Origin of the sequence: Streptomyces sp. NBC_00009 (assembly GCF_045040855.1) — a bacterium.
In the GTDB taxonomy this organism is placed as follows: domain Bacteria; phylum Actinomycetota; class Actinomycetes; order Streptomycetales; family Streptomycetaceae; genus Streptomyces; species Streptomyces aureus.
Genome location: NZ_CP108312.1, coordinates 4,637,397 through 4,663,454, shown reverse-complemented (window position 1 = coordinate 4,663,454; position 26,058 = coordinate 4,637,397). Strand labels below are relative to the sequence as shown.

The following is a 26,058-nucleotide window of genomic DNA, read 5'->3' as shown; positions in this document are numbered from 1 at the left end:
CCACCCTGCGCGGCCTTGGCTCAAGGGTAATAGGCAGGCAAAGACCCCAGCCTAGTGCTCAGGGAGGATCTTTCCCATCCTGTTACCCGCAACGTCCGGGGCATGCCCGGTGTTCCGCCGAACGAGGGGCACCAGGGAGATGGCGACGGCGCCGAGGACCGCGGCCGCGGCGAAGGTGGTGAAGCCGAGGCTCGCATTGCCTCCGGCGACGACCGCGCCGCCCAGCCAGGGGCCGACGACGGCTCCGGTGCGGCCCACGCCGGTGATCCAGCCGAGGCCGGTGGCGCGCTGGCCGGGCGTGTACACGGACGGGGCTGCCGCGTAGACCATGACCTGGGCGGAGAAGAGCCAGACGCCGGTGACGAAGACCAGGGCGTACGCGACGCCCAGCGGCAGGTGCGCGCGGAGCAGGAAGGCGCCGCAGGCGGTCAGGACGAACCAGAGCGCGGACACCTTGACCGCGCCGAACCGGTCGGCGGCACGGCCCGCGACGAGCATGCCGACGATGCCGCCCGCGTTGATCACCATGAGGAAGGTGACGGACGAGGTGAGCGAGTAGCCGGAGGCGCGCATCAGCTCGGGCAGCCAGGTGGAGACGCCGTAGACGAGGAGCAGGCCGGCGAAGGAAGCGACCCACAGGAGCGGGGTCGCGGCGCGGGTGCCGGGTGCGAAGAGCGAGGCGACGGCGGCGAAGCGGCCCTTGGCGCCGGCGGCGGGGGCCTCGGCGCGGGTCGGCTCGGGCAGCCCGTAGCGGGCGGCGACGGCGCTCGCCTCGGCGGTACGCCCCTTAGCGAACAGGACGGCCGGGGATTCGGGCAGCCACTTCAGGACGAGGGGGACGGCGATGACGGCCGGGATGACGCCCGTCCAGAAGACGACGCGCCAGCCGTGGTCGGGGCCGAGCGCGAGGCCGAGGCCCGTCGCGGCCATGCCGCCCGCGTGGTACGAGGTCATCATCAGGCCGGTGGCGAGGGCGGCCCTGCGGGGCGGGGCGAACTCGGCGACGATCGCGAGGCCGATCGGCATCAGGCCGCCGAGGCCGAGCCCGGCGAGGAAGCGGCCCCCGCCGAAGGCGGCGGCGCTCGGGGCGAGCGCGCACACGGCGGAGCCGGCGGAGAAGAGGGCGACGGAGCCGGTGACCATGGGCTTGCGGCCGAGCCAGTCGGTGAGTGTGCCGCAGCCGAGTGCGCCGATCAGCATGCCGAACGTGGTCCAGGAGCCGATCGTGCCGGCGGTGGACGCGGTGAAGCCGAAGCCCTTGTCGTCGAGGAGGTGCGGCATGACGGCGCCGTAGATGTTGACGTCCATGCCGTCGAAGAAGACGACGAGCCAGCACAGGGCGATGACGGGGGCGACGGCCCTGAAGGTGCGGGGCGGGGAGGGTATGGCGGTGCCGTGGGAGGTGTCGGGGGACATGAGCACTCACTTCGTCGTGGGTACGCGGGGACGGGTGTGCGGCGGTTGGTGGACGGTGCGGTGGTGCGGGCTCAGTCGAGGGGGAAGCCCGTGTAGCCCTCGGCGAGGTCGGTCCCGGCCGCGGGCGAGGCCGTGATCCTGTCGAGGTGGGCGCGCTGGATGCGGTCGTCGAAGGGCGTCGCGTCGGGGGCGCGGTGCAGCATCGTCGTCATCGCGTACGAGAACCGCTCGGCCTGCCAGACGCGGCGCAGGCAGGTCTGTGAGTAGGCGTCGAGGCGCTCGGTGGAGCCGGTCTTGTGGCGGTGGGTCAGGGCGCGGGCGAAGGTGACGACGTCGCCGACGGCGAGGTTGAGGCCCTTGGCGCCGGTCGGCGGGACGATGTGGGCGGCGTCCCCGGCGAGGAAGAGCCGTCCGTGGCGCATCGGCTCGTGGACGTAACTCCTCATCGGGGTGACGGACTTGGAGGTGATGGCTCCGCGCTCCAGCTTCCAGCCGTCGGCGGTCTCCAGGCGGCGGTCGAGTTCGTCCCAGATCTCCTCGTCGCTCCAGTCGTCGGCGTTCGTGCCGTCGGGGACCTGGAGGTACGCGCGCGTGACGGACGGGGAGCGCATCGAGAGGAGCGCGAAGCCGCGGTCGTGGCGGGAGTAGACCAACTCGTCGTGGGACGGGACGACATCGGCGAGGATGCCGAGCCAGCCGAAGGGGTACGTGCGCTCGAAGACCTGGGAGACGTCGGCGGGTACGGCCTTGCGGCCCACGCCCCACGAGCCGTCGCAGGCGACGACGTAGTCGCAGTCGAGGACGTCCTCGCGGCCCTCGTGGCGGAAGCGGACGCTCGGGCTCTCGGTCTCGGCGCCCTCGACGGCCAGCGCCTCCGCCTCGAAGAGCAGCGGGCCTCCCTCGGCGAGCTGGAGGGCGATGAGGTCCTTGCACACCTCGGTCTGGGCGTAGACCATCACGGACCTGCCGCCGGTCAGGGCGGGGAAGTCGACGCGGTGGCGGCGCCTGTCGAAGCGCAGCTCGATGCCGTCGTGCGGGAGGCCCTCGCGGTCCATGCGCTCCGCCGCGCCCGCCTCGCGCAGTACGTCGACGGTGCCCTGCTCCAGGATTCCGGCGCGCTGGCGCTGCTCGACGTAGGCCCGGTCCCGGCTCTCCAGGACGACGGAGTCGATTCCGGCGTTGTGCAGGAGCCGGGCGAGGAGCAGTCCGGCGGGGCCCGCTCCGATGATGCCGACGGTGGTGCGCATGGGTACCTTCTTTTTCGCTCAGCCTTGTTCGCGTGGTGAACTTTCGTTCATAATGTGCTCAGCGGAGTCTCCGCCCGGCTCGAACCGCTGTCAACGGTCCCGGGCGGAGAAAACGGTCCCGGGACTTTGGAGGGCACGAAAAAACGCCGCGGCGATCGGATGCGATCGGCACGCGGCGACAGGAAGCGGCTCAGAAGCGACTCGGTCGGGAGCGGGGAGGAAAAGCGGGAGGTGCCCGGAACCGGACTTGAACCGGTACGCCCGCGAAGGGGCAGCGAGGTTTAAGCTCGCCGTGTCTGCATTCCACCATCCGGGCAGGTCGTGGGCTCCGCAACGAGGTTCTGAGCCTATCGGGACAGATCCCCCGAACAGCGGAACGCCCGCTCGATGTTGTCTTATTTTATTGACGTCTGAGGGTGCATCAGACCACGGTAGCCGCCATCAGCACATGCCGCAGGCCCTTCCACGCCCGTCGGCGCCCTCGCCCCCGTCATCGTGGATTGACGGGATTTCACCTCCCGCGGTGATCTTCGCTCTCAGGGTCACGGGTCATCCCCAGGTATGACCCGGGCGGCCCCGGTCCCCCCGAAGTCGCCCCCAGGAACCGGAACAGCGGCTGACTTCACGGCCCGAGACGGCCACGACGATGGAGAGGTCCCTCCAACGGGACCCCGTCCTCACCCGTCGTCCGACAGGAGCCCCCTTCCGTGACCACCACCCCCATCGCCGGCAAGGCCACCGCAGTGGCCGCGCGCGCCACGGATCTGTCCAAGGTCTACGGACAGGGCGAGACCCAGGTGGTCGCGCTCGACCGGGTCTCCGTCGACTTCCGGCAGGCCGAGTTCACCGCGATCATGGGCCCGTCCGGGTCCGGCAAGTCGACCCTGATGCACTGCGTCGCCGGCCTCGACAACTTCTCGTCGGGCTCCGTGCGCATCGGCGACACCGAGCTCGGGTCCCTCAAGGACAAGCAGCTCACCAAGCTCCGCCGGGACAAGATCGGCTTCATCTTCCAGGCGTTCAACCTGCTGCCCACCCTGACGGCCCTGGAGAACATCACGCTCCCCATGGACATCGCGGGCCGCAAGCCGGACAAGCAGTGGCTGGAGAACGTGATCGCGATGGTGGGCCTGTCCGACCGGCTCGGCCACCGGCCCTCGGAGCTCTCCGGCGGCCAGCAGCAGCGCGTGGCCGTCGCCCGCGCCCTCGCCTCCCGGCCCGAGATCATCTTCGGTGACGAGCCGACCGGAAACCTGGACTCGCGCGCCGGCGCCGAGGTCCTCGGCTTCCTGCGCAACTCCGTGCGCGAGCTGGGCCAGACCGTCGTCATGGTCACCCACGACCCGGTCGCCGCCGCCTACGCGGACCGCGTGATCTTCCTCGCCGACGGCCGCGTCGTCGACGAGGTGTACGACCCGACGGCCGACTCGGTCCTGGACAGGATGCCGCGTTCTTCTGGGGGGTCCCCCCAGACCCCCGGCTTCGACGCGAAGGGCCGCACCAGCTGACGCCCGCCCGCACAGCCGCCGCCCCGCCGCCTCGACGCCACGTCGCCGTACCCCTGGACTGAGAAACCCCATGTTCCGTACCGCCTTGCGCAATGTGTTCGCGCACAAGGCCAGGCTCCTGATGACCGTGCTCGCCGTCATGCTCGGCGTCGCCTTCGTCTCCGGCACCCTGGTCTTCACCAACACCATCTCCGACGCCTTCCAGAAGAGCTCCGCCAAGGGCTTCGACCAGGTCGACGTCGCCGTCACGCCCAAGACCGCCCTGGCGAAGGGCGACCGCGTCACCAAGGTCCCCAAGCTCACGCAGGCCACCCTCGACCAGGCCGCGAAGGCGCCCGGCGCCGCGTCGGCCATCGGCGTCGTCAGCGGCTTCGCGGCCGTCGCCGACAAGGACGGCAAGCTCGTCGGCAACGGCTTCTCCACCCAGGGCGCCAACTACTGGGGCTCCCCCAAGAACACAGACCCGCGCTACCCGCTCAAGAGCGGCAGGGCGCCCAGCGGCAAGGGCGAGGTCGCGCTCGACTCGCAGACCGCGAAGCGCGCGGGCTACAAGGTCGGCGACACCGTACGGATGTCCATCGACGGGCCCGTCCTGACGCCCACCGTCACCGGCATCTTCACCACCGAGGACGGCAACGTCGCGGCCGGCGGCAGCCTCGCCCTGTTCGACACTGCGACCGCGCAGCAGCTCCTGCACAAGCAGGGCTCGTACGACGAGATCGACGTCAAGGCCGCGGCCGGGACCAGTCAGGCCGCTCTGCAGGGCGCGCTCGACAAGGCCCTGCCGAAGGGGCAGGCCGAGACCACGACCGGCAAGCAGCTCGCCGATGACCAGGCCGAGCAGATCTCGTCCAGCATGAGCTCGATGAAGTCGAGCCTGCTGGTGTTCGCCGGTATCGCGCTCTTCGTCGGCGTCTTCATCATCGCCAACACGTTCACGATGCTCGTCGCCCAGCGCACCAAGGAACTCGCGCTCATGCGGGCCGTCGGCGCCTCGCGCAGGCAGGTCACGCGCTCCGTCCTTGCGGAGGCGTTCGTGGTCGGCGCGGTCGCGGCCGTCACCGGTCTGGCGGCGGGCATCGGCATCGGCGCCGGGATGCGCTCCCTGATGGGCGCGACCGACGCACAGATCCCGGACGGGCCGCTCGTGGTCTCGCCCGGCACGGTCGTCACGTCGCTCGTCGTCGGCGTCGTCATCACGATGCTGGCCGCGTGGCTGCCCGGCCGCCGCGCCGCGAAGATCCCGCCGGTCGCGGCGATGAGCAGCGTGCACGCCACGGCGACCACCCGCTCCCTCGTCGTACGGAACACGATCGGCGCGCTGTTCGCGGCGGCCGGCATCGCCTCCTCCCTGTACGCGACGACGATGAGCGACGGCACCTCGGCGCAGGCCCCCCTGGGCCTCGGCGCGGGCCTCCTCGTGATCGGTGTCTTCGTCCTCACCCCGCTGCTGTCCCGCCCGCTGATCGCGGCCGCGGGGCCGGTCCTGCGCGTCTTCGGGATCTCCGGCAAGCTGGCCCGCCAGAACGCCGTCCGCAACCCGCGCCGCACCGCCGCGACCGCCTCCGCCCTGATGATCGGCCTCACGCTGATCACCGGCATGACGGTCATCGCGGGCAGCGCCCAGCAGGCCATCGACAAGATGGCGTCGTCCGCCCTCAAGGCCGACTACGTCGTCTCCATGGCGAACATGAACTCCCTGTCCCCCGAGGTCGCCGGCAAGCTCGCCGAGGTCGACGGCGTCACCGCCACCAGCGGCCTGAGCAACTCGCCCTCGCGCATCGACGGGCAGACCGAGTTCCTGACCGGCGTCAACGGCGCGACCATCGGCTCGCTGACCGACCTCAAGGTCGACAGCGGCACCTTCCGGATCGGCGGCCGTGACGTCGTCGTGGACGACAAGACCGCGAAGGACCACGGCTGGCGCACCGGCTCGACGTTCACCACGAACTTCGAGGACGGCAAGAAGCAGCAGCTGACCGTCGCCGGGGTCTACGAGGGCAACGACATGATGCGCGGCATCATGCTGGACTCCGCCGTCCTGACCCTGCACGTCACGGACCCGTCCGACATGCAGGTCATGGTGAAGACCGACGGCGGCACGTCCGCCGCCGCCAAGGACCGCATCGAGAAGGCGCTCGGCGACAACCCGGCGATCCTCGTCCAGGACAAGCAGGACATCTCCAACGCGATCTCGAAGATGTTCACGCTGATGCTGAACATGCTCTACGGCCTGCTCGCCATGGCGGTCATCGTCGCCGTCCTCGGCGTCATCAACACCCTGGCCATGTCGGTCTTCGAGCGCTCGCAGGAGATCGGCATGCTGCGCGCGATCGGCCTCGACCGCAAGGGCATCAAGCGCATGGTGCGCCTGGAGTCCCTGGTGATCTCGCTGTTCGGCGGTGTGCTCGGCGTCGGCCTCGGCGTGTTCTTCGGCTGGGCGGCGGGCAAGCTGATGGCGACGTCCCTGGCGACGTACGAGCTGGTCCTGCCCTGGGGCCGGATCGGGATCTTCCTCGCGCTGGCCGCCGTCGTGGGCATCCTGGCGGCCCTGTGGCCGGCCCGCCGCGCGGCCCGGCTGAACATGCTGGCGGCCATCAAGTCGGAGTAGCGAAACGGCGGATGGGGCGCACCGGCCGACTGCCGGTGCGCCCCATCCGTGTGTCCGGGCCGTCAGTTCCAGGTACGCGCCCGCAGGGGCATACCCGGGTCGCCCGACAGGGGCGTCTTCACGGCGAGGATCTGGTTCACCCCGATCTTGTTGCGCTCGAAGCTCAGCGCGCACGCGGCCATGTACAGGCGCCAGATGCGGGCCCGGCCGGGGCTCGTGAACTTCACGGCCGCGGGCCAGCCGGCCTCCAGGTTGGCCACCCAGCGGCGCAGCGTGAGCGCGTAGTGCTCCCGGATCGCCTCCAGGTCCCTGACCTCGAACCCGGCCCGCTCCAGGAGCCCGGTGGTCGTGCCGACCGGCGCGAGCTCCCCGTCCGGGAAGACATACGCGTCGATGAACTCGTCGACCTCGTACGTCGACTCGTCCTTCTGGGGGCGTCGGCCGATCTGGTGGTTGAGGAGCCTGCCGCCCGGCTTGAGGAGGGCGTAGAGCGCCTCGGCGTACGCCAGGTACCGCTCGGAGCCGACGTGTTCGGCCATGCCGATGGACGAGATCGCGTCGAAGGGCCCGTCGCGCACGTCGCGGTAGTCCTGGACCCGGATCTCCACCCGGTCGGTGAGCCCCTCCTCGGCGACCCGCTTACGGGCGTACGCGGCCTGCTCCTGCGAGAGCGTCACGCCGACGACGCCGACGCCGTACTCGCGGGCGGCGTGAATGGCCATGGAGCCCCAGCCGCAGCCGACGTCGAGCAGGCGCTGACCGGGCGCCAGGCCGAGCTTGCGGGAGACGAGTTCGAGCTTGTCGCGCTGGGCGTCCTCGAGGGTGCCGTCCGGCGAGTCCCAGTACGCGCACGAGTAGACCATCGAGGGACCGAGGACCAGCTCGTAGAAGTCGTTGCCGACGTCGTAGTGGTGGCTGATGGCCCGTCGGTCGCTGCCCTTGGTGTGCAGATGCAGGCGGCCGCGCCTGCGCATCTCCTCACCGGGCGGGGCGGGCGGCAGGAAGGGCCCGGCGAGCTTGACCAGCTCGGCGACGGCGGCCCTGCCCCTGGGCTCCTTCAGGGCCTCGACGAGGCTCCTGCCGTCCTCCTCGGGGCGCTCCCAGATGAGCCCGGCCATCTGGCCGAGGGCGTCGTACAGATCGCCCTCCACGTCCAGGTCACCGGCCACCCAGGCGCGGGCCAGGCCGAGTTCTCCCGGCTTCCACAACAGGCGGCGCAGGGCGCGGCGGTTGCGTACGACGAGAGTGGGTCCGGCGGGCGGCCCGGCCTCCGAACCGTCCCAGGCGCGAAGCCTGACGGGAAGCGGTACTCCGAGTAGCTGTTCGGCGAGGTTCTTCAGCCGCTGTGCGGCGTCCTGCATGGCGCACACCTCCGTAATGGGAGACGATCCCGGAATCGTCCAACACCACGTAAACACCAACGGAGCGCTCTCGCAGTCCCGTTACTGCGTTACGGATCGGCAAAATACATGTAGCGGCCATGTATACCGGCAGGCCGGAGCGCCGGCCGGGGCGGATCCGGGAACGCCGAAGGGGCGCTCGCACCACGGATGGCGAGCGCCCCTTCAGGGGTGTTACTGGACCGGGGTCAGGAGGCCTTGGCCTTCTCCTCGACCTTCTTCTCCTCCGCCTTGGCGGCCGGAGCCGGCGCCGGCTTGGCGGCCTCGTAGAACTCCTCGCGGGGAGACTCGAGGGCGCCGAGCGCGGTGATGTCGCGCTTCTGGAACATGTTGATCGTCCACTCGGCGATCACACGGATCTTGCGGTTGTACGTCGGCATGGCCATGCCGTGGTAGCCACGGTGCATGTACCAGGCGAGACGGCCCTTGAGCTTGATCTTCATCTTGCCCATGACGATCATCGCCACGCCCTTGTGCAGGCCGAGACCCGCGACCGCGCCCTTGTTGGCGTGGCTGTACTCCTTCTGCGGGAAGCCCCGCATACCGGAGATCACGTTGTCGCCGAGGACCTTGGCCTGACGCATGGCGTGCTGCGCGTTCGGCGGGCACCAGGCGTTCGGGTTGCCCGCCTTGCGGCCGACCAGGTCCGGAACCTGGGCGTTGTCGCCCGCGGCCCAGATGTAGTCGCTGCCCTGCACCTGGAGGGTGGCCTGGGTGTCCACGTGGCCGCGGGGGCCGAGCGGGAGACCGAAGCGCGCGAGGGCCGGGTTCGGCTTGACGCCGGCGGTCCACACGACGGTGTTGGAGTCGACCTCGAGACCGTTGCTGAGCACGACGTGACCGTCGACGCAGGACGGCATCGTGGTGCCGAGGTAGATCTCGATACCGCGGGACTCCAGGTGCTTCTTGCCGTACTGGCCGAGCTCGGGCCCGACCTCCGGCAGCACCTTGTCGGCGGCGTCGACGAGCACGAAGCGCATGTCCTCGCGCTTCACGTTCTTGTAGAACTTGGCCGCGTCCCGCGCCAGGTCCTCGACCTCACCGATCGTCTCGGCGCCCGCGAAGCCACCGCCGACGAACACGAAGGTGAGCGCCTTGCGGCGGATCTCCTCGTCGTTCGTGGACTCGGCCTTGTCGAGCTGCTCGAGCACGTGGTTACGCAGGCCGATGGCCTCCTCGACACCCTTCATACCGATGCCGACCTCGGCGAGGCCCGGCGTCGGGAAGGTGCGGGAGACCGCGCCGAGCGCGATCACCAGGTAGTCGAAGGGAACCTCGTACGCCTCGCCGACGAGCGGGGCGACCGTGGCGACCTTGCGGTCCTGGTCGATGGTGGTGACCCGGCCGGTGAGAATCTCGGCTCCGGGCACAGCGCGTCGCAGCGGGACGACGACGTTGCGCGGCGAGATGCTGCCGGCGGCGGTTTCGGGGAGGAAGGGCTGGTAAGTCATGTACGAGCGCGGGTCCACGACCGTGACGGTCGCTTCCGCATAACGCATCTTCTTGAGAATGCGTCGTGCTGCGTACAGGCCTACGTACCCACCGCCTACTACGAGGATCCTGGGACGCTCCGTGGTGCTCATGCCATCGAGTATCCACCCGTCCGGAGGGGGTCGCTCGTGCGCCCCTTCACAAGCTCGGGTGGGGCCTCTGCTACACTCCGCCGCCCACGTGATCGAGGTCATGGCCCTGGCGGGGAACCACGGTATAACGCCGGTCGTTGCGCACCCCTCTTGAGCTGCCGCTCCGGGCATTCGGCGGGGGTGGACCACTCATCCGGTTCATCCGCCCGTAACAAGCCTGGAACGCCCCGCGTGGCAGCCGCCAGAGCCCGAAGACCCCCTTCCGCGGGCCATCTGGCCCGGAACCTCGCCCCATGAGGCCGAATTCCTTGTGAAGAACTTCACGAACTTTCCCGACGGGGTGTCGCCGGGGCGTGTCGCCCCTCTCCTTTACCGCGCTCAGACGACGTCCTGAGCGCTCAGGGGAGTCGGCCGCGGGCGGTACCGGCAGGTCAGAAGGGGGGCGGGGAAGGGGGCGGGAAAAGGCCTGGATCGGGCCGGGAACGGGGCGGGAACGGGCCGGGAACGGGCTAGGCGATCGACCAGGCGATGCCGTCGAGGATGTCGTGCTCGCTCACCACGACCTCCTTGGCGCCGATCCACTCCATGATCAGGCGCAGCACCAGCGCGCCGGAGGCGATGACGTCGACGCGGCCCGGGTGGATGACCGGGTTCAGGGAGCGCTGGTCGTGCGTGGACGTCACCAGCCAGTCCGTGAGCTCGTCGACGCGCTCGTAGGAGATACGGGAGTGGTGGATGGCCACCGAGTCGTACGCGGTCAGGCCGAGCGCGAGCGCGGCGACCGTCGTCACGGAACCGGCGAGACCCACGAGCGTGCGGGCCGCGGTCAGCGGGACGGTCTGCGTCACGAGGTCGAGCGCCGCGACGATGTCCTCGCGGATGGCCTCGATCTGCGCGGGCGTCGGCGGGTCGGTGACCTGACCGTCCTCCCCCACGAGGTGGCGCTCCGTCATACGGACGCAGCCGATGTCGACGGAACGCGCGGCCATGACCGTGTCCTCGCCGACGACGAACTCCGTCGAGCCGCCGCCGATGTCCACGACCAGGTAGGGCTTGTCGAGGTCGGCCCGGCCCGTCAGCTCCTTCGTCGCGCCGGTGAAGGAGAACTCGGCCTCCTGGTCACCGGTGATGACCTCGGGCTCGACGCCCAGGATGTCCATGACCCCGCGCACGAAGTCGTCCCGGTTCTCGGCGTCGCGGGATGCGGACGTGGCCACGAACCGGATCTTCTCGGCGCCGTGCGCCTTGATGACCTCGGCGTACTCGCGGCAGGCCGCGAAGGTGCGCTCCAGCGCCTCGGGCGCGAGGCGTCCCGTGCGGTCCACGCCCTGCCCGAGCCGCACGATCGTCATGCGGCGGTCCAGTTCGACGAGTTCACCCGTGGCGGGGTCGGCGTCGGCGACGAGCAGCCGGATCGAGTTCGTGCCGCAGTCGACGGCGGCGACCCTGGTCACTCGCTCTCCTCGGGCGCGGCCGACACGCAGGGGCCCTTCGCCCACCACTCGGGCAGCATCGCGATGGCCTCGTCGCCGAGCGGGTTCACGCCCGGGCCCGCGGCCAGGGAGTGGCCGACCAGGACGTGCAGGCACTTCACCCGGTCCGGCATGCCGCCCGCGCTCGGGAAACCCTCGAGGACCTCGATGGCGTCACGGCGCGCGATGTAGTCCTCGTGCGCCTTGCGGTACGCGTCCGCGAGCTCGGGATCCGTCTGAAGGCGCTCCGTCATCTCCTTCATGACGCCGTTCGCCTCCAGCGTGCCGATCGCGGACGCGGCGCGCGGGCACGTGAGGTAGTACGTCGTCGGGAAGGGCGTGCCGTCCTCGAGGCGGGGGGCCGTCTCGACCACGTCCGGGTTGCCGCACGGGCAGCGGTGCGCGATGGCCCGCAGGCCGCGCGGCGGGCGGCCGAGCTGCTCCTTGAACGCCTGGATGTCGGCGTCCGTGGGCGTGGTCGGCTCGGTCTGGGGCGGGGGCGTGTCCATGCCTGGGGGCTTTCCTTCAGTGAACTTCGGTGGGGGTACTACGGATTCGGAGCTTCGGGCTTCGGGCTTCAGTGAGGGCGGGTCAGTTGTCGGGGCGGTCGGCCTTGTCGACGCCGTCCCAGACGTTCGAGTACCAGGGCCGGCCCTTCGCGCTCCCCTCGGAGCGGGTGCGCTTGGCCGCGTCGGGGTCGCGCGCGACGTAGCCGGTCTCGCCCGGCATCACCAGGTGGAGCCGGTCGCGGATCCGCTGCTCGGCGTACGAGTCGTCCTGCCAGCGTGCCTTCTCGTCGCGCAGCCTGTCGACCCTGCTCTGGGCCTCCTGCTGCCGGCGCTGGAGGTCGGCGATCTCCCCGCGCTGGGAGACGTACTGCCTTATGGGGTAGGCGAGCGCGACGACCAGGGTGCACAGGACGAGGGCCAGGAGTGCCGCGCGGCCGGTGAGGCGGGAGCGGCGGGCCTGGCGTCTGGTCTGGGAGCGGTAGACGCGCTCGGCGGTCTGCTCGCCGAGCAGACGCAGCCGGGTCGCGGTGGAGAACCGGTCACGGTCCCTGTCCCGGACTCTCCCGGCCATGTTCGCGCCTCCCCTTTACGTGCGTACGTCCCCGCACACGGTACGGGACCGGGTGCGGGGACGTACGTACGACGCTTCCTAAGGCAGTGCCTTAAGGGTGCGCTCAGCCCTTGAAGCGCGGGAAGGCGCTGCGGCCGGCGTAGACCGCGGCGTCGTCGAGGATCTCCTCGATGCGCAGGAGCTGGTTGTACTTGGCGACGCGGTCCGAGCGGGCCGGGGCGCCGGTCTTGATCTGGCCGCAGTTCACCGCGACGGCGAGGTCGGCGATGGTGACGTCCTCGGTCTCGCCGGAGCGGTGGGACATCATGCACTTGAAGCCGTTGCGCTGGGCCATCTCGACGGCGTCCAGGGTCTCGGTCAGCGAACCGATCTGGTTGACCTTGACGAGCAGGGCGTTGGCGGAGCCCTCCTCGATGCCGCGGGCGAGTCGCTCGGGGTTGGTGACGAAGAGGTCGTCGCCGACGATCTGGACCTTGTCGCCCAGCTTCTCGGTGATGACGTTCCAGCCGGCCCAGTCGTCCTCGTACAGCGGGTCCTCGATGGAGACCAGCGGGTACGCGGAGACGAGCTCCTCGTAGTACTCGGTCATCTCGGCGGCCGAGCGGGACTTGCCCTCGAACTCGTACTTGCCGTCCTTGTAGAACTCGGACGCGGCGACGTCGAGCGCGAGCGCGATCTGCTCACCGGGGACGTAACCGGCCTGCTTGATGGCCTCGAGGATGAGGTCGAGGGCCTCTCGGTTCGAGCCGAGGTTCGGGGCGAAGCCGCCCTCGTCGCCCAGGCCGGTGGACAGGCCCTTGGTCTTCAGCACCTTCTTGAGGGTGTGGTAGACCTCGGCGCCCCAGCGAAGGGCCTCGGAGAAGGACTCCGCGCCGATCGGCGCGATCATGAACTCCTGGATGTCGACGTTGGAGTCGGCGTGCGACCCACCGTTGAGGATGTTCATCATCGGGACGGGCAGCAGGTGCGCGTTCGGACCGCCGAGGTAGCGGAACAGCGGCAGGTCGCTGGCCTCGGAGGCGGCGTGCGCGACGGCGAGGGAGACGCCGAGGATGGCGTTGGCGCCGAGCGAGCCCTTGTTGTCGGTGGCGTCCAGGTCGAACATCGCCTGGTCGATCAGGCGCTGCTCGGTGGCGTCGTAGCCGACGAGCTCCGGGCCGATCTGCTCGATGACGGCGAGGACGGCCTTCTCGACACCCTTGCCCTGGTACCGGTTCGGGTCACCGTCGCGGAGTTCGATGGCCTCGAACGCGCCGGTGGACGCACCGGACGGGACAGCGGCACGACCGGTGCTGCCGTCGTCGAGGCCGACCTCGACCTCGACCGTGGGGTTGCCTCGGGAGTCCAGGATTTCCCGGGCTACGACGACGTCGATGGACGGCACGAGCATCTCCTTCTGGGATGTGACGCAACTACGCCGGGCCGCATGGTCCGGCAACACCTGAGCCTATCCGGCTCCAGGCACCGGCCAGCCGACCGACCGGCCCGTGGACAAAACCGAGAGCGAATTGTTTCCGAACGGAACAAAAAATCCCGGCCGACAACGGACGAAAGCCCAGGACCCCTCACACACCAAAGCCCCGCCCCGGGCGCGACGGGGGAATGCGCACCCGGGGCGGGGAGTCCTTGGGGGAAACCTGGAGTGGTACCGGCCGTCCGCCGAAAGCCGGTACCCGAGCGGCCTGGGGGCTGCTGCTCTCCTCTATTACTTACTTGAGGTGGAGCTGCTGGCCCGGGTAGATCAGGTCGGCGTCCTCGACGATGTCCTTGTTCAGCTTGAAGAGCTTCGCCCAGCCGCCCTTGGTGTCGTGCGCCTCGGCGATGCTGCTGAGGGTGTCGCCGGCCTTCACCTTGTACTCGCCGTCACCCTTCTTGACCTTCTTGCCGGTCGGGGTCTTGACGGTCTTCTTCGACTCCTGCTTCGGGGCGGCAGGCGCCGTGCGCTCCTGGCTGCGGGTGGCCGGCTGCTCGGCCTTGCGCTCCGGCTGCGGGGCGGCGGCCGGGGCGGAGCCGGTCGAGGCGGCGGACAGGCCCACGCCACAGCTCGGCCAGGCACCCTTGCCCTGGCTGGCCAGGACCTTCTCGGCGACGGCTATCTGCTGCGCCTTGGAGGCCTTGTCAGCGGTGGAGGCGTACGCGGTGCCGCCGTACGCGGCCCAGGTGGACGAGGAGAACTGGAGGCCGCCGTAGTAGCCGTTGCCCGTGTTGATCGACCAGTTGCCGCCGGCCTCGCACTGCGCGACCGCGTCCCACTCGGAGGCGGTGGCGGCGGAGGCGCCGGTGGCACCCATCAGCGGGACGGCGACAGCGGCACCGGCGACACCGGCGAGCGTGGCGACACGGACTGCCTTGGACGGGCGGCGGTGCTTGCCCTTGCTGGAAAACAGCATCGAGAGATCCCCTCACCGACGCCTACGAGGTGAGCTGTCGGGTTCGGGCCGGATGAGTGCCCGGTCGCACGTCCTGCGTGCGACTTAACCCCAAGCCGGTCGTTCGGCCGTCTCTCAACGGCCGGGGCCGGCACTTACCTTGGGTCCCCCGCTCCTGCCTACGGCGCTTACGCGACGACTGTTCCCGTACGGACATTGGCAGGATTCGGCGTGACATCCGACGGGGCCCGCGGTGGCGAGCGGTGATGACCGTAAGCAGTGGATCGCCCGAATTTCAAAGACGATCAGGGCCTTTGAGACCCATCTCTCACTCTCGCAAAAGCGGACATCACGCCCGAACTGCCGCTACTTTTCGCCCGATTCGAGCCCAAGATCCAGACTCTGACCAGGAAGGATGAGGTCGGGATCGGCGCCGACCGTCTTCTTGTTCTCGGCGTACAGGGCGGCCCATCCGCCGTCCACGTCATGGGTGTCGGCGATGTCCCAGAGGTTGTCGCCGGCACGCACGGTATAGGCGCCTTCGTCCGTATTCGCGCCCTTGCGCCCGCTTTCGCCACCGCGCGAGGCGTGGCGGCCCGAGCCGTCGTCGGCACGCGAGGAGCCCGCCGCATCGTCCTCGGCGGCGTCGCCGCGGTGCCGGCCGGAGGCGGGCGCCGTGGCGGAGTCCGAGCCGCCGGAGGCCTCCGGCGAGGGCGTGCCGGAGGTCGGAGTCGAGCCGGAAGTCGAGCCGTCCTGGCCGGACTTGTCACTCTTGGAGTCATTCGCGGTGTCACCTGAGGTATCACCCGAGATGTCGCGATCCTCCCCTCGGGAGTCGTCCTTAGCGCCCGAGGAGGCGGAGTCCGCCGGCTCGTCGCTCGCGTCGTCCTTCGCGGTGTCGCCGTTCGCCGCGTCGTCACTGCCGGAGTCGCCGGCGGACGCGGACGGGGTCGGCAGGGCCGCCCCGGGATCGACGTCGGCCGCCGCGTCGTCCGTCGTGAGGCCCGAGGTGACCGAGCAGACCGGCCACGCCCGCGGACCCTGGTCGGCGAGGACCTTCTCGGCGACGGCTATCTGCTGCGAGCGGCTGGCCTGGTCGGCGCGCGGCGCGAAGTCGAGGCCGCCGTAGTCCTCCCAGGTCTCCTGCGAGAACTGGAGCCCGCCGTAATAGCCGTTGCCCGGATCGGCGCTCCAGGAGCCGCCGCTCTCGCACTCGGCGAGCTTGTCCCACGTGGCCGTCGACGCGGCGCTCGCGCTGGTCGCGCCGAGCAGGGGGATCGCGATGGCGGAGCCGGCCACTCCCGCGGCGACGAGGAGCGCGGGAGCCTGGCGGGGGCGACGGTGACGACCGTTCCCGGTGAGCATGGAGGCGCCTTTCGGTGGCTCGGGGAATGCTGCGGCGGGTGGTGCCGCGATGACTGGTGAACGTAGCGGGAGTCGAACGCTTGTCACAAGTCGATGCAGCCGAGATCACGTGAAAGTCACAGTCTTGACGGACCGTCAGCTACGGGGCTTTGTCCGGGCCCTCCTGATGCGGTGTGAACTCGACCGGAAGCGTGCGCAATCCCCGCATGATGAGCCCGCCACGCCAGCGCAAATCGGCAGGATCCCCCGCGAGTCGCAGGTCCGGAAGGCGCGTCAGAAGCGTGGCGAGGGCGGTCTGTCCTTCCAGGCGCGCGAGCGGGGCGCCGAGGCAGTAGTGGATGCCGTGCCCGTATCCGAGGTGCTGATTGTCACGCCGGGAGAGGTCGAGGGTGTCGGGCTCGTCGAAGCGCGCCGGGTCACGGTCGGCGGCGGCGAGCACCACGAGGACGGGGTCGCCGGCGGCGATGTCCTGCCCGCCGACGGTCAGCGGCTCGGTCGCGAAGCGCCACGTGGCGAGCTCCACCGGGCCGTCGTAGCGCAGGAGTTCCTCGATGCCGGTCTCCAGGAGGCCGGGTTCGGCGGCGCCGGGGGCCAGCGACCGCTGGAGCCGCTCGCGCTGCTCGGGGTGGGTGAGCAGGGCATATGTTCCGTTGCCGATGAGGTTGATGGTGGTCTCGAAACCGGCGAACAGGAGGATGAAGGCCATCGCCGCAGCCTCGTTCTCGGTGAGGTGCTCACCGTGGTCGGAGGCGCGGATGAGGCCGGAGATCAGGTCGTCGCCGGGCTCGTCCCGCTTGCGGTGGATGAGCTCGACGAGGTAGTTCCGGATCTTCTTCACGGCGCGGGCGACCCCGCCGCGCGGGCCCTTGCCGTGGCGGATCATCATGCCCGCCCAGTCCCGCAGGTCGTCCTGGTCCTCGCGCGGGACGCCCAGCAGGTCGCAGATCGCGTAGATGGGGAGCGGGAAGGCGAAGTCGTGGATGAGGTCCGCCTCGCCCTTGGCGGCGAACTCGTCGATGAGCCGGTCGGTCAACTCCTGCACGCGGGCGGCGAATTCGGCCACCCGGCGCGGGGTGAACGCCTTCGAGACGAGGCGGCGCAGGCGCGTGTGGTCCGGCGGGTCGATGTTGAGCAGATGCGTCATCAGCTCGGCCTTGCGCTCGCCCGGGATGCCGGTCTTGCCCTTGGCGTGGGCGGGCTCGTCGTGGTGTGCCGGGTTCTTGGACAGGCGCTGGTCGGCCAGCGCCTGCTTCGCGTCCGCGTACCGCGTGACCAGCCAGGCCTCGACACCGCTGGGGAGCGTCGTGCGGTGAACGGGCGAGTGCTCGCGCAGCCAGGCGTAGGCCGGGTACGGATCGGTGGCGAACTCCCAGGTGAAGAGTTCGGGAGCGGTGCGCTGCGCGGGCTTGTCGGTCACGCGTCGACGGTATCCGGCGCGGGGCGCCCCTCCGGCCGGACCCCACCGCCGACCGGTTCGGACGAAAGACCCTAGGCCAGCCCCTCCGCCGCCCGGATCGCGTCCCGGTACGCTCGCGCCGCCGCCCGCAGCGCCGCTTCCGGGTCGACGCCGTCGGCCTCGGCGCGCAGGGCGAGCGCGAGCAGTTCGTAGCCGACGCCCTCGCCGGACGGGAGGGATACGTCGAGCCCGGCCGTCCGCACCCGGGACCCCAGCTTGGCCGCGAGCGCGAGGCCGGGCTGTCCCACCGGCACCCCGTCCGTGACGGACTCGCGCTGCTTCTCCACGGCCTTCGTGCGCAGCCAGTGCTCCTTCACGTCCTCCGGGGTGAGCGCGGTGTCGTCGCCGAAGACGTGCGGGTGGCGGTGGATGAGCTTCTCGACGATGCCGCCGGCGACGTCGTCCACGGAGAACGCCTCGTCCCCTTCCTCGCCGGAGGCCTCCTCGGCGATCCGGGCGTGGAAGACGACCTGGAGGAGCACGTCACCGAGCTCCTCGCGCAGCTCGTCCCGGTCGCCGTCCTCGATCGCCTCGACGAGTTCGTACGCCTCCTCGATCGCGTACTTCGCCAGGCCCTTGTGGGTCTGCTGCGAGGACCACGGGCACTCGCGGCGGATGCGGTCCATGACCTGGACCAGGTCGAGGAGGCGGGCGCCCGGCAGGTCGTAGGAGGCCGGGAGCAGTTCCAGGTCGGGCATCGCGACGCGGCCCGAGCCGGCGAGCGCGGCCAGGCCGTCGGTCAGGCGGCGGTCGCCCTCGGCGGTGGCGACGACCACGACGGTGCGGCCCCCGGCACAGGCGTCGACGAGCTCGCGGGCCGTCGGCGCCGCCTCCCGCACCTCGATGCCGGCCTCCCGCAGATACGGCAGCTGCGGGTGCGCGGCGTCGGCGCACAGCACCTCGTCGGCGGCGTGCAGGAGCTGCCAGGCCGACCAGGACAGCAGGCCGGGCGCGACGCGGTGGCTGGTGGTGAGCAGGACGATGCGGCCGGTCGGGGCGGCGGCGGGTGCGTTCTCGGCGTTCACGCCTCGAACGTAACCCAGGCCGCCTGTCGCCCCCTACGCCGTCTGCTCGTCCCCCGTCTTCGGGGACGTGACCTCGCGCACCCACGGCGTCTTCGCGTCGGCGCGGCCGTGGCTCTTGGCGATGTCCCAGGTGCCGTAGCGCGGGTTCAGGTCGACGTTCAGCTCCTTGGAGGCCTGGTCGAGCGCCTTCCAGAAGGGGGCCTGGTCGGTCTCGGACTGGGACTGCATGTTCGCGCCGACCTTCTGGGCAAGGCCCATGACCTCAAGATCGGTGCGGGCGCTGTCCGCGATGCGCTCGGGCGCGATGTTGTACTGCTGGAGCAGGGCGAGCTGCATCTGCCGGACGCCGCCGGCCTGCTGCGCCATCGCGGCTTTCCGTTCCTGGATCTGCCTGCGGCTCACCGTGACGCCCGCGTCGGCGGCCGCGCGGTGCAGGACCCGGTCGAAGACCATGGAGTGCAGCGTGTTCCGGGTGAGGCTGCCGGACTTGGCGATGGCCTGCTCGTACTGCTGGTCGTCCTTGGTGGCGGCCTGCTGGGCATCGCGCACCTCGTTCACCCGGTTCTCCAGCTGGGAGACGGTGATGCGGTCGCTGCCCACGACGGCCGCGGCGCCGGGGTGCGCGTCGTCGCCGCAGGCGGTGAGGAGGGGGACCGCGGCTACGGCGGCGGTGGAGAGGACGAGCGCGGTGCGGCGGCTACGGCTGCGGTGCAAGGTGGGGCCTCCCTGCGAAGAGTTTGTGCGTCGGTGCACAAAGTCCGGCGGTGATCGATGTTAGGCAGTGGCCGTGCTCTCGGCCACCTATTCGACCCAACGATTCGCCGGGAGTTGAGGCACTCCCCCGCACTTCCCCGCGCCCGGCCCGCCCCGGCTCAGCCCCGGACCTGCCCCAGCCACTGCAAGGTGCGGCGGATTTCGGCCGGGAACGGGTGTCCAGGCCCGTGGAGGCGCTCCGCGTCGTGCAGCAGACGTACGAGGGTGTCGTGCGCGGCGGCCCGGTCGCCGAGTGCGAGGAGCAAGTGGCCGATGCGGCGCCGGACTTCGAGGGGCAGCGTGATGTCCGTCGTCGCGTACTGGTTCTCGTAGTACGGGAGCAGCGCCCGGTATTCGGCGAGCGCGGCGGCCGGTTCGCCGAGCTGTTCCAGGCACTGCGCGGCCTCGTAGCGGAACTGGAGGGACTGCGGGTCGGCCTGGCCGGCTTCGGCGGAGCGCTCGTCGGCGAGGCGGCGCAGCTCGGGCAGGGCGCGGCGGTACTGGCCGTCGTCCATGAGCGTCGCGGCGTACTGCTTGCGCAGGGTCCGGACGACCGGTGAGTGCTCGCCGTGCTGGGCCGCGGCGGCGGGCAGGATCGCGCCGAGGATGTCGACGGCCTGCGTGATGCGGCCCTCGCCGAGGAGGCGCTTGACCTCGTCGACGGCGCCCGCGACGTCGGGCTTGCCGTGGTCGGTGTGGGGTGTGGGCGCGGCGGGCTGGGGGGCGGGGGTGCGGGCGCGGTCGGGCCAGGGGGCGTGGGGGCGCAGGAAGGGGCGGGTCGGGTCGAGGGGGCCGCCGCTCGGTATGCCGCGCGCGGGCAGCAGCGGGAGCAGTGCCTCGTACGTCTCCTGCGCGGAGGCGGGCCGGTGCTGCGGGTCCTTGGCGAGCAGGCGCAGGACGAGCGCTTCGAGGGCTTCGGGGACCTCGGGGCGCAGGCGGCGGACCGGCAGGGGCGGCTCGTAGAGGTGGCGGTGCAGGACGCCGAGGGCGGTGGAGCCCGCGAACGGGACGTCTCCGCTGAGGAGTTCGTGCAGCAGCACCCCGAGCGCGTACAGGTCCGTGTAGGGGCCCACCGCGCCGCCCATGGCCTGTTCGGGCGCCATGTAGGCGGGGCTGCCGATGGGGGAGCCGGTGTGGGTGAGGCGGGTGGTGTCGGTGTCGAGCACGGAGGCGACGCCGAGGTCGAGGACGGTGACGGTGCCGTCCTGCTTGACCATCACGTTCCGCGGCTTGAGGTCGCGGTGCACGATCGGCACGGCGTGCACCGCGCACAGGACGGCGCACAGCTGGGCCGCGACGGAGACCGCCCACTGCCACGGGTAGGGGTCGTGCTCGGCGAGGTGGTCGGAGAGGTCGGCCCCGTCCACGTACTGCATGACGAGGTAGAGGTCCTCGCCCTGGGTGCCCGCGTCGTGGACGGTGACCAGGCCGGGGTGGTCGACCTGGGCCGTGACGCGGCACTCGCGCACGAAGCGGCGGCGCAGCTCGTCGGCCTCCTGGCCGGCGACGCGGTCGGGGCGCAGCAGCTTCACGGCGACGCGCCGGTCGAGCCGCTGGTCGTACGCCGTCCAGACCTGGCCCATGCCGCCCTGGCCGATGAGGGTGGACAGCTCGTAGCGCCCGGCGACGAGTTGTCCGCCGGACGCGTTCAGGGGGTGGGTCACCGTCCGCCTTCCTGCTTTCGCAGGTAGTCGCTGAGTTCGTCGAGCTCCGCGCGGACCTGGTCGATGCGGTGGGGCGGCGGCGCCTGGGGCTGCGGGGCGGGGGCGGGCACGGGCGTGGGGGCCTGGCCCGCGGTCTGGGTGAGCTGGTCGTGCACGGGCGGCGTCGACGGCGGCGTGGGCGGCGGCGTGGGCGGCGCGTAGTGCTGGGCTTGCGGATACCCGTACGCGGGTTGCTGAAGCGGCTGAGGCTGCTGCTGCGGCCGGTACCCGCTCGCGTAGCCGCCGTAGAACCCGAGGCGCTCCTTGCGGCAGTGGCGGATGTCGGCCACGAGGTAGTACGAGACGACTCCGGCGAGCGTGATCAGGAGGATCGTCATGCCCGCGTCGCCCCGCCACGTCGTGAACTCGTCGACGCCCGGGTCCGTGGCGAGCAGCGAGACCGTGCCTGCCTGGAGCGCGGCGACGGCCGCGAAGATGATCCAGTCCGTCCTGCTGCGCGTCGTCAGCGCGAGGCGCAGCAGCGCCGTCCACGCGAGGAAGCCGATGCTCAGCAGGGCGAGCGCCACGAACAGGACGCGCAACCCGATCTGCACGCCATGCGACGGGCGCTGTGGCGGTGGCATGTAGCCCTGGCCGTGCATGGTTTCTCCTGCTGCTCCTGCTGACGGGTCCTTTGTGTGTCGAGCGTATAGGCCGACTCCGACAACCCGCGCCGGGTTGTACGGAACCGTTGTCGTACGGATGTCGAACGCGTCACTCGGGGCCGAGTGTGCCGTCCGTCAGTCCGTCGTGCAGGCCCCGCACGAGCTGTTCGCCGAGGCGCGCGGCCTGGCGCAGGGCGTCCTCGAACCCGGCCAGGGCGCGGAAGCGTTCGCCGTAGCGGCGCTGGTCGGCGAGTGGCAGGCGCGGGAGTTGGAGGCGGCGCACGTCCAGGCGCGTCGCGGTGGACGCAAAGCTGCTGGCCTGACGGTTGTTGGCGGTGCCGCGCAGGAACCCGGCGAGGAACCAGGGGTCGAGCGCGGCCCGGTCGGGGCGCAGCAGCGTCAGGCCGCGGCCGAGCGCGGCGCCGGCGGTGGCCTCGTCGACGACACGGACGACTGCCCCGCCGCCCGCCAGCGGCACGACGACGTCGCCCGCCTCGACGAGTACGGGCTCCTCGTCGCCGCCCTGGGGCGATCCGGAGGGTGCGGTGCCGGCGAGGACGTCGTGGTCGGTGAGGACGGGCACGCGCGCGGAACCACCGGTGGCGGGACCCGAAGTCGCCGTGGTGGTCCGCAGCAACAGGGCGCCCGCGCGGGCGAGTTCACCCACCGTCGTCTGCGGCCAGCGGGCCGGGCTCTGTGCGGCGGGCGGGGTGTCGGGGGCGCGGTCGGCGGTGAGGCGCAGGGTGTCGCCGAGGCGGGTGCGGACCGCGGCGAGCTCCTCGGCGCCGCCGCCCGCGGCCGGGGGCGGCAGCCGGCGCGCGGGCGCGAGGTCGACCTCGTCGTCGAGCAGTTCGATCACGGGCACGGAGCGGGCGATGCCGGGCAGTTCCTCGATCGTGCCGTCTCGGTCGAAGGGCCGCCAGGCGTCGAGGACGGCCTGCTGGACCTGCTCCCACGGCAGCTTGTCGCGTCCGTCGCCGGAGCCGGCCGGGCCGCCCCCGGTCGTCTCGACGAGGAGGAGTTCCGGCGCGGGCGGTGTGCCCGCGCCGGGCCTGCGCAGGACCCACAGGTGCAGTGGGATGTTGTTGGGCGGGACGGAGCCCGCGGGCAGGGCGATCACGGCACGCAGGGCGCCGCGGCGCAGGAGGTCGGCGCGGATGCGGCGGCCCGAGCGGCGGGAGGCGGCGGCGGGCGGCATCAGCAGGACGGCGGTGCCGCCGTCGCGCAGGCGGGCCAACGCGTGCTGGATCCAGGCGAGTTCGGACTCGGTGCGGGCCGGGAAGCCGTACTCCCATCGGGCGTCGTAGGCGAGTTCGTCGTGGCCCCAGTTGCGTTCGTTGAACGGCGGGTGGGCGAGCACGGCGTCGGCGCGGACGTCGGGGAACGCGTCGGCACGCAGGGTGTCGCCGGCCGCGGTGCGCACGGTGGCGCCGTCGGCGGCCGGGGTGCCGAGCGCGAGACGGAGCGCGGTGAGGGCGGCGAGGTCGGGGGCGCTGTCCTGGCCGTAGAGGCGCTGGTCCGGCTCGGGTGAGAGGTCGCGCACGGCGCGCAGCAGGGCGCCGGTGCCGCAGGCCGGGTCGAGGACGGTGCGGGCGGGTCCGGCGAGGGCGGCCATGAGCTGGGCGGGGCCCGCGGGCGTGAGCGTGTACTGGCGCGGGTTGGCGTCGAGATGACGGCCGAGCAGGAACTCGTACGTCTGGCGGGCGCCCAGTTCCGCGGCGAGTTCGGCGGCGCCGCGCAGCAGCGGGACGGAGGGCAGGAGCCCGGTGTCGGGCAGGCGCACCGCGCGCTCGCCGCGGGGGCCGAAGCGCGGGGTCAGGACGTCGTCGAGGGCGGCGGGGAGGCGCTGGGCGAGGTGCTCGTCGGAGACCGCGGCGAGTTCGAGCCAGTCGGTGGGCCGGTCGTGCACGAGGAGCAGGGCGCAGCCGGTGTGCAGGAGCGCGACGCCGGGGCCCGCGGGGTGCCCGGCGAGCTGCTGCCAGACGCGTTCACGCAGCGGGACCTCGGCGAGCTTGCCCTGCTCGCGCAGCCAGTTCTCGACATCGGTGAGGGCGAAGGAGGGGCTGGTCTCGGTCCCGCCGACGGGCTTGGGGAAGTCGGGGTGGCGGCGGCGCCAGTTGCTGACGGCTGCGCGGCCGACCCCCGCGAGCCGGGCGATCCCGGCCGCGGTCACTTCTGTGGCGTTGTCCTGCACCCGGCGTGCTCCCCTCGGCTCCCCCACATGACTGTGGCGCCGAGCATACCCGCGAACACGTAAGCGCCCCATTCACGAGCGTGTACACACCCGACTTCGTGAACCGTGTTGACTCGGTTCACAAGCTCTGCTCTTATTGACCCATCGAAACGAGCGGTCGCCGGAATCGGAGGGCCGCCTTCTGTGGGGGGATCAGCCATGGGCATGAAGACCAAGGTCGCGCTGGGTGCGGTCGTCGGGATCGTCGTGATCGGTGTCGTATCGGCGAACTCGGGTGACGACGGCAGCGGCAACGGGGGGAACGGCGGCGGCACTTCGGCCGCCGCAGACAAGAACGCGGGCGGCTCCGGCGACAAGGCCGGCAAGGCCGACGACGCCGCCAAGTCCGACTCCGGCGACAAGGGCGCGTCGAAGGCCTCGCAGGCCGAGCAGTTCAAGGCCTTCGTGGCGAAGAACGGCACGCCCAAGGAGAAGGCAGCCGTCGCCCACGTCCTCAAGGTCCAGGGCGCCGACCGGCAGAACGACATCCTCGACAGCGCCGACGTCTACACCGACTTCACCGGCGGCCTGACGGGCGAGGGCTCCGGCCCCTCCAAGCTGATCGCCTCCGCGTTCGCGGACTGGAAGGACAGCAAGAACGGCCTCGTCACGGTGTACGACGCCGACGGCGAGATCATCACCAACGGCAACTTCTGACGGCCGTACACCACCGCTCCGCCTCCACCACCTCAACCACTCACCCGGGGAACTCCCATGCGCCGCAGCACACTTGCCGCCCTCTGCCTCGCCGCCGTCACGGCCACCCTCTCGCTCACCGCCTGCGGGCCCGGCGGCCCCGGTGACGCCGCGGGCCCGGGCGACAAGCCCAAGGCCCCCTTCGCCGACCTGTCGGGACCGCAGATCGCCAACAAGGCGATGAAGGCCACCCGCGGCGCCTCGTCCCTCACCATCAAGGGCGACGCGGCCGACGGGGACGGCGGGCAGATCGCCCTCGACGTCGCCCTCGACAAGAAGGGCGAGTGCACCGGCTCGATGGGCATGCAGGGGCAGGGCAAGGTCGACCTGATCAAGACGGGCCCGACCATCTACCTCAAGTCCGACGAGGCGTTCCTGCGCGCCCAGAGCGAGGGCGAGTCCAAGGCAGACACCGACGCCGTCGTGAAGATGCTCGCGGGCCGCTGGATGAAGTCGAAGGCGGACAGCCCCGACGCCAAGGACATGGCGGAGTTCTGCGACCTCGACTCGATGCTCGCCGAGTTCAAGAGCAACGACACCCTCGCCCGCAAGGGCAGGGCGACGACGGTCGACGGCACGCCCGCGTTCACGGTCACCGAGACCGACGGCAAGGACGAGTACACGCTCTACGTCGCGACCGAGGGCAAGCCGTACGTGCTCAAGCTCGTCACCAAGTCCGCCAAGGAGCCGGGCTCGCTCACGTTCTCGGACTACGACAAGCCGGTCAAGGCAGCGCCGCCGGCCGACAAGGACATCGTCGACCTCGACAAGCTGGACGACTGAACCGGCCTGCGCACGCGGTCACTTGGCGTGGAAGCGCTCCGGCGCCGACGTCGGGTTGCCGCCCGTGGGCAGCGCCTGGTCCGGGCAGGTCGACAGCACCCGCTTCATGGCGTCCCGCTCACCGGCCGTCACCCACAGCCCGTACTTCTTCTTCACGGCGACCTGCCCGGCGACGTACGTGCACCGGTAGCCTTTGCGGGGCGGCAGCCAGGTCGCCGTATCGCCCTCGCCCTTGCTGCGGTTGGGGCCCGCGTCGACCGCGAGGAGGTTGAGCGGGTCGTTGGCCAGGGCGATGCGCTTGCTCGGGTCCCACCTCTGGGCGCCCTTCTGCCAGGCGTCGGAGAGGGCCACCAGATGGTCGATGTCGACCTGGCTGCGGCCGCGCGCGAACGCGATCTCCTTGCCGGTGTACGGGTCGGACGCGAGCGTCCCCGACACGACCGTGCAGCGCCCGTCGCGGAACTTCACCCCCGTCAGGTCCCGCTTGAGTATGTCGTCCCGGGTGTCGCAGCCGTTCGAATCGGTGTCGGCCCAGGCACTGCCGAAGCGGCCCCGGTCGTAACCGGTCTTGGGCGCCCGCCCCTTGACGGCCAGCGAGTTCACGGCGTCGAGGGCACTGCCCGCCTTGTACTCGGGCCCCGACCCCGACCCACCCTGCTCCTCCACGGTGCAGCCGGTGGCGGCGGCCACGGTCACCAGTACGGCGGCGACGGCCCGCCCAGCGCCTCGCATCACGACGCTCCCCCCTGCTAG

At 71.2% G+C, this 26,058-nt stretch carries 21 protein-coding genes, 1 tRNA gene and 1 riboswitch; of the genes, 4 read left to right on the top strand and 18 right to left on the bottom strand.

What is annotated here, in order from left to right:
* Positions 1 to 51 precede the first annotated feature (51 nt).
* The 3 genes from OHA58_RS21120 to OHA58_RS21110 all read right to left on the bottom strand — a co-directional run bounded on the left by OHA58_RS21120 (position 52) and on the right by OHA58_RS21110 (position 2,979).
* The gene (locus OHA58_RS21120; RefSeq protein WP_405480618.1) at positions 52 to 1,416 is read right to left on the bottom strand and encodes an MFS transporter; all 1,365 of its coding nucleotides are present in this window, start codon (positions 1,414 to 1,416) and stop codon (positions 52 to 54) included.
* Positions 1,417 to 1,487: 71 nt separating this feature from the next.
* Entirely contained in the window at positions 1,488 to 2,663 is a 1,176-nt protein-coding gene (locus tag OHA58_RS21115; protein ID WP_405480616.1) for a 4-hydroxybenzoate 3-monooxygenase, read from the bottom strand.
* A gap of 232 nt (positions 2,664 to 2,895) precedes the next feature.
* A tRNA-Leu gene (locus OHA58_RS21110) sits at positions 2,896 to 2,979 on the bottom strand.
* Between the two features lie 391 nt (positions 2,980 to 3,370).
* Here OHA58_RS21110 and OHA58_RS21105 point away from each other — a divergent pair.
* Positions 3,371 to 4,171, top strand: a complete 801-nt coding sequence (locus OHA58_RS21105) for an ABC transporter ATP-binding protein (RefSeq protein WP_405480614.1) — start codon at positions 3,371 to 3,373, stop codon at positions 4,169 to 4,171.
* A 70-nt stretch (positions 4,172 to 4,241) separates the two neighbouring features.
* Entirely contained in the window at positions 4,242 to 6,782 is a 2,541-nt protein-coding gene (locus OHA58_RS21100; protein WP_405480613.1) for an ABC transporter permease, read from the top strand.
* A 62-nt stretch (positions 6,783 to 6,844) separates the two neighbouring features.
* Here OHA58_RS21100 and OHA58_RS21095 read toward each other — a convergent pair whose 3' ends face one another.
* The 14 genes from OHA58_RS21095 to OHA58_RS21030 all read right to left on the bottom strand — a co-directional run bounded on the left by OHA58_RS21095 (position 6,845) and on the right by OHA58_RS21030 (position 23,787).
* The gene (locus OHA58_RS21095) at positions 6,845 to 8,143 is read right to left on the bottom strand and encodes a class I SAM-dependent methyltransferase (protein ID WP_405480611.1); all 1,299 of its coding nucleotides are present in this window, start codon (positions 8,141 to 8,143) and stop codon (positions 6,845 to 6,847) included.
* Between the two features lie 227 nt (positions 8,144 to 8,370).
* Positions 8,371 to 9,765: an NAD(P)/FAD-dependent oxidoreductase gene (locus OHA58_RS21090; RefSeq protein ID WP_405480609.1), complete on the bottom strand. Its 1,395-nt coding sequence runs from the start codon at positions 9,763 to 9,765 to the stop codon at positions 8,371 to 8,373.
* A 509-nt stretch (positions 9,766 to 10,274) separates the two neighbouring features.
* Positions 10,275 to 11,219, bottom strand: coding sequence for an exopolyphosphatase (locus tag OHA58_RS21085; RefSeq protein WP_405480608.1), 945 nt, complete (start codon positions 11,217 to 11,219; stop codon positions 10,275 to 10,277).
* The gene (locus OHA58_RS21080; RefSeq protein ID WP_116512579.1) at positions 11,216 to 11,746 is read right to left on the bottom strand and encodes a DUF501 domain-containing protein; all 531 of its coding nucleotides are present in this window, start codon (positions 11,744 to 11,746) and stop codon (positions 11,216 to 11,218) included. Before OHA58_RS21080 ends, OHA58_RS21085 begins: the two co-directional genes overlap by 4 nt.
* 82 nt (positions 11,747 to 11,828) lie before the next feature.
* Complete coding sequence (locus OHA58_RS21075) at positions 11,829 to 12,317, bottom strand: septum formation initiator family protein (protein ID WP_405480606.1); 489 nt, start codon at positions 12,315 to 12,317, stop codon at positions 11,829 to 11,831.
* Positions 12,318 to 12,420: 103 nt separating this feature from the next.
* Positions 12,421 to 13,707 carry a phosphopyruvate hydratase gene (gene eno / locus OHA58_RS21070; protein WP_383086937.1) on the bottom strand — a complete coding sequence of 429 codons (1,287 nt, stop codon included), beginning with the start codon at positions 13,705 to 13,707 and terminating at the stop codon, positions 12,421 to 12,423.
* Positions 13,708 to 14,026: 319 nt separating this feature from the next.
* The gene (locus OHA58_RS21065) at positions 14,027 to 14,707 is read right to left on the bottom strand and encodes a transglycosylase family protein (RefSeq protein ID WP_405480605.1); all 681 of its coding nucleotides are present in this window, start codon (positions 14,705 to 14,707) and stop codon (positions 14,027 to 14,029) included.
* A gap of 4 nt (positions 14,708 to 14,711) precedes the next feature.
* Positions 14,712 to 14,928, bottom strand: a riboswitch (cyclic di-AMP (ydaO/yuaA leader).
* Between the two features lie 124 nt (positions 14,929 to 15,052).
* On the bottom strand, positions 15,053 to 16,051 hold the full coding sequence (locus tag OHA58_RS21060; RefSeq protein WP_405480603.1) for a transglycosylase family protein: 999 nt from the start codon (positions 16,049 to 16,051) through the stop codon (positions 15,053 to 15,055).
* A gap of 139 nt (positions 16,052 to 16,190) precedes the next feature.
* Positions 16,191 to 17,468 carry a cytochrome P450 gene (locus OHA58_RS21055; RefSeq protein WP_405480602.1) on the bottom strand — a complete coding sequence of 426 codons (1,278 nt, stop codon included), beginning with the start codon at positions 17,466 to 17,468 and terminating at the stop codon, positions 16,191 to 16,193.
* A 71-nt stretch (positions 17,469 to 17,539) separates the two neighbouring features.
* On the bottom strand, positions 17,540 to 18,532 hold the full coding sequence (locus OHA58_RS21050) for a nucleoside triphosphate pyrophosphohydrolase (RefSeq protein WP_405480600.1): 993 nt from the start codon (positions 18,530 to 18,532) through the stop codon (positions 17,540 to 17,542).
* A 33-nt stretch (positions 18,533 to 18,565) separates the two neighbouring features.
* Complete coding sequence (locus OHA58_RS21045; RefSeq protein ID WP_405480598.1) at positions 18,566 to 19,246, bottom strand: SurA N-terminal domain-containing protein; 681 nt, start codon at positions 19,244 to 19,246, stop codon at positions 18,566 to 18,568.
* 158 nt (positions 19,247 to 19,404) lie between these two features.
* The gene (locus tag OHA58_RS21040) at positions 19,405 to 20,895 is read right to left on the bottom strand and encodes a protein kinase domain-containing protein (RefSeq protein WP_405485082.1); all 1,491 of its coding nucleotides are present in this window, start codon (positions 20,893 to 20,895) and stop codon (positions 19,405 to 19,407) included.
* Positions 20,896 to 20,945: 50 nt separating this feature from the next.
* Positions 20,946 to 21,590 carry a hypothetical protein gene (locus OHA58_RS21035; protein WP_405480597.1) on the bottom strand — a complete coding sequence of 215 codons (645 nt, stop codon included), beginning with the start codon at positions 21,588 to 21,590 and terminating at the stop codon, positions 20,946 to 20,948.
* Positions 21,591 to 21,702: 112 nt separating this feature from the next.
* Positions 21,703 to 23,787: an N-6 DNA methylase gene (locus tag OHA58_RS21030; RefSeq protein WP_405480596.1), complete on the bottom strand. Its 2,085-nt coding sequence runs from the start codon at positions 23,785 to 23,787 to the stop codon at positions 21,703 to 21,705.
* Between the two features lie 198 nt (positions 23,788 to 23,985).
* Between OHA58_RS21030 and OHA58_RS21025 the strand changes: the two genes are divergently transcribed.
* A complete protein-coding gene (locus OHA58_RS21025; protein WP_405480594.1) occupies positions 23,986 to 24,483 on the top strand; it encodes a hypothetical protein in 498 nt (165 codons plus the stop codon).
* Between the two features lie 57 nt (positions 24,484 to 24,540).
* Positions 24,541 to 25,305: a hypothetical protein gene (locus OHA58_RS21020; protein ID WP_405480593.1), complete on the top strand. Its 765-nt coding sequence runs from the start codon at positions 24,541 to 24,543 to the stop codon at positions 25,303 to 25,305.
* A gap of 18 nt (positions 25,306 to 25,323) precedes the next feature.
* On the opposite strand, the gene OHA58_RS21015 is transcribed toward OHA58_RS21020, so the two are convergent.
* Positions 25,324 to 26,037: an HNH endonuclease family protein gene (locus OHA58_RS21015; protein ID WP_405480592.1), complete on the bottom strand. Its 714-nt coding sequence runs from the start codon at positions 26,035 to 26,037 to the stop codon at positions 25,324 to 25,326.
* Between the last annotated feature and the right edge of the window lie 21 nt (positions 26,038 to 26,058).